Below are 694 nucleotides of genomic sequence, written 5' to 3'. Positions count from 1 at the left end.
AAGACGCAGTTCCTGCGGGTAGAAAAATGGTGATCGGCATGATGTTATTGGCTGATCGACATGATGTTATTAGCCAGCTCGGGCTCTTGTAGCCAAAGTTGGTACCGCAGCTCCAGCCTGAATCAGCAAACTTGAACTTGTAGGGGGCCCACTCTTTCTTGAGGGTGCCTTTGGCCATATAGAGCTTGTCGGCCACCTTGACTACCTTGCTTTCATCAGTCGCCATCCAGTCGTTCATCTCCCCACGCAGGTAGATGGACTTGCCACCGAAGTCGCTGTTGTCTACCGCAGCCTGCTCTGCACCACCATTGGATGCGCAACCGCCTAATACCAGGGTTCCCGCCGCCAGCATCATCGTTACTGTTCTTTTGAACATGGGTCTATTCCTTAAATTATTGTGATTCCTTGGTCCATCAATATGGACTGAAGAATTAAACCAGAGCAGGCATCACAAGAAAGGTAGAGGCATCACATTCTGTGTTTTTTATATCCAACCCATTGAACAAATGAGTAAATATCAAACAAAAAAGAGAGGTTCTTTTGATGCTTTATGGGAAATTTCAGTGAATTACAGGAAGATGAAAGGCTAATAATCAAGCGATTTGCTGATTCTCAGCCAATAAAAAACCCCGCTCATCGAGCGGGGTTTCTTGTATTGGGTGCCTGGCAGTGTCCTACTCTCGCATGGCGAATG

1 protein-coding gene is annotated in these 694 nt (G+C 46.8%); it reads right to left on the bottom strand.

What is annotated here, in order from left to right; all coding sequences use genetic code 11:
• Positions 1-376: hypothetical protein (locus PG888_RS23050; protein ID WP_270694493.1), on the bottom strand; the 376-nt coding region annotated here is incomplete at its 3' end.
• Between the last annotated feature and the right edge of the window lie 318 nt (positions 377-694).

The sequence above is a fragment of the Aeromonas sp. QDB23 genome, from assembly GCF_027707745.1.
Classification (GTDB): domain Bacteria; phylum Pseudomonadota; class Gammaproteobacteria; order Enterobacterales; family Aeromonadaceae; genus Aeromonas; species Aeromonas allosaccharophila.
Note: the sequence above shows the minus strand (reverse complement) of the source record. Positions and strands in the feature narration are given on the sequence as shown.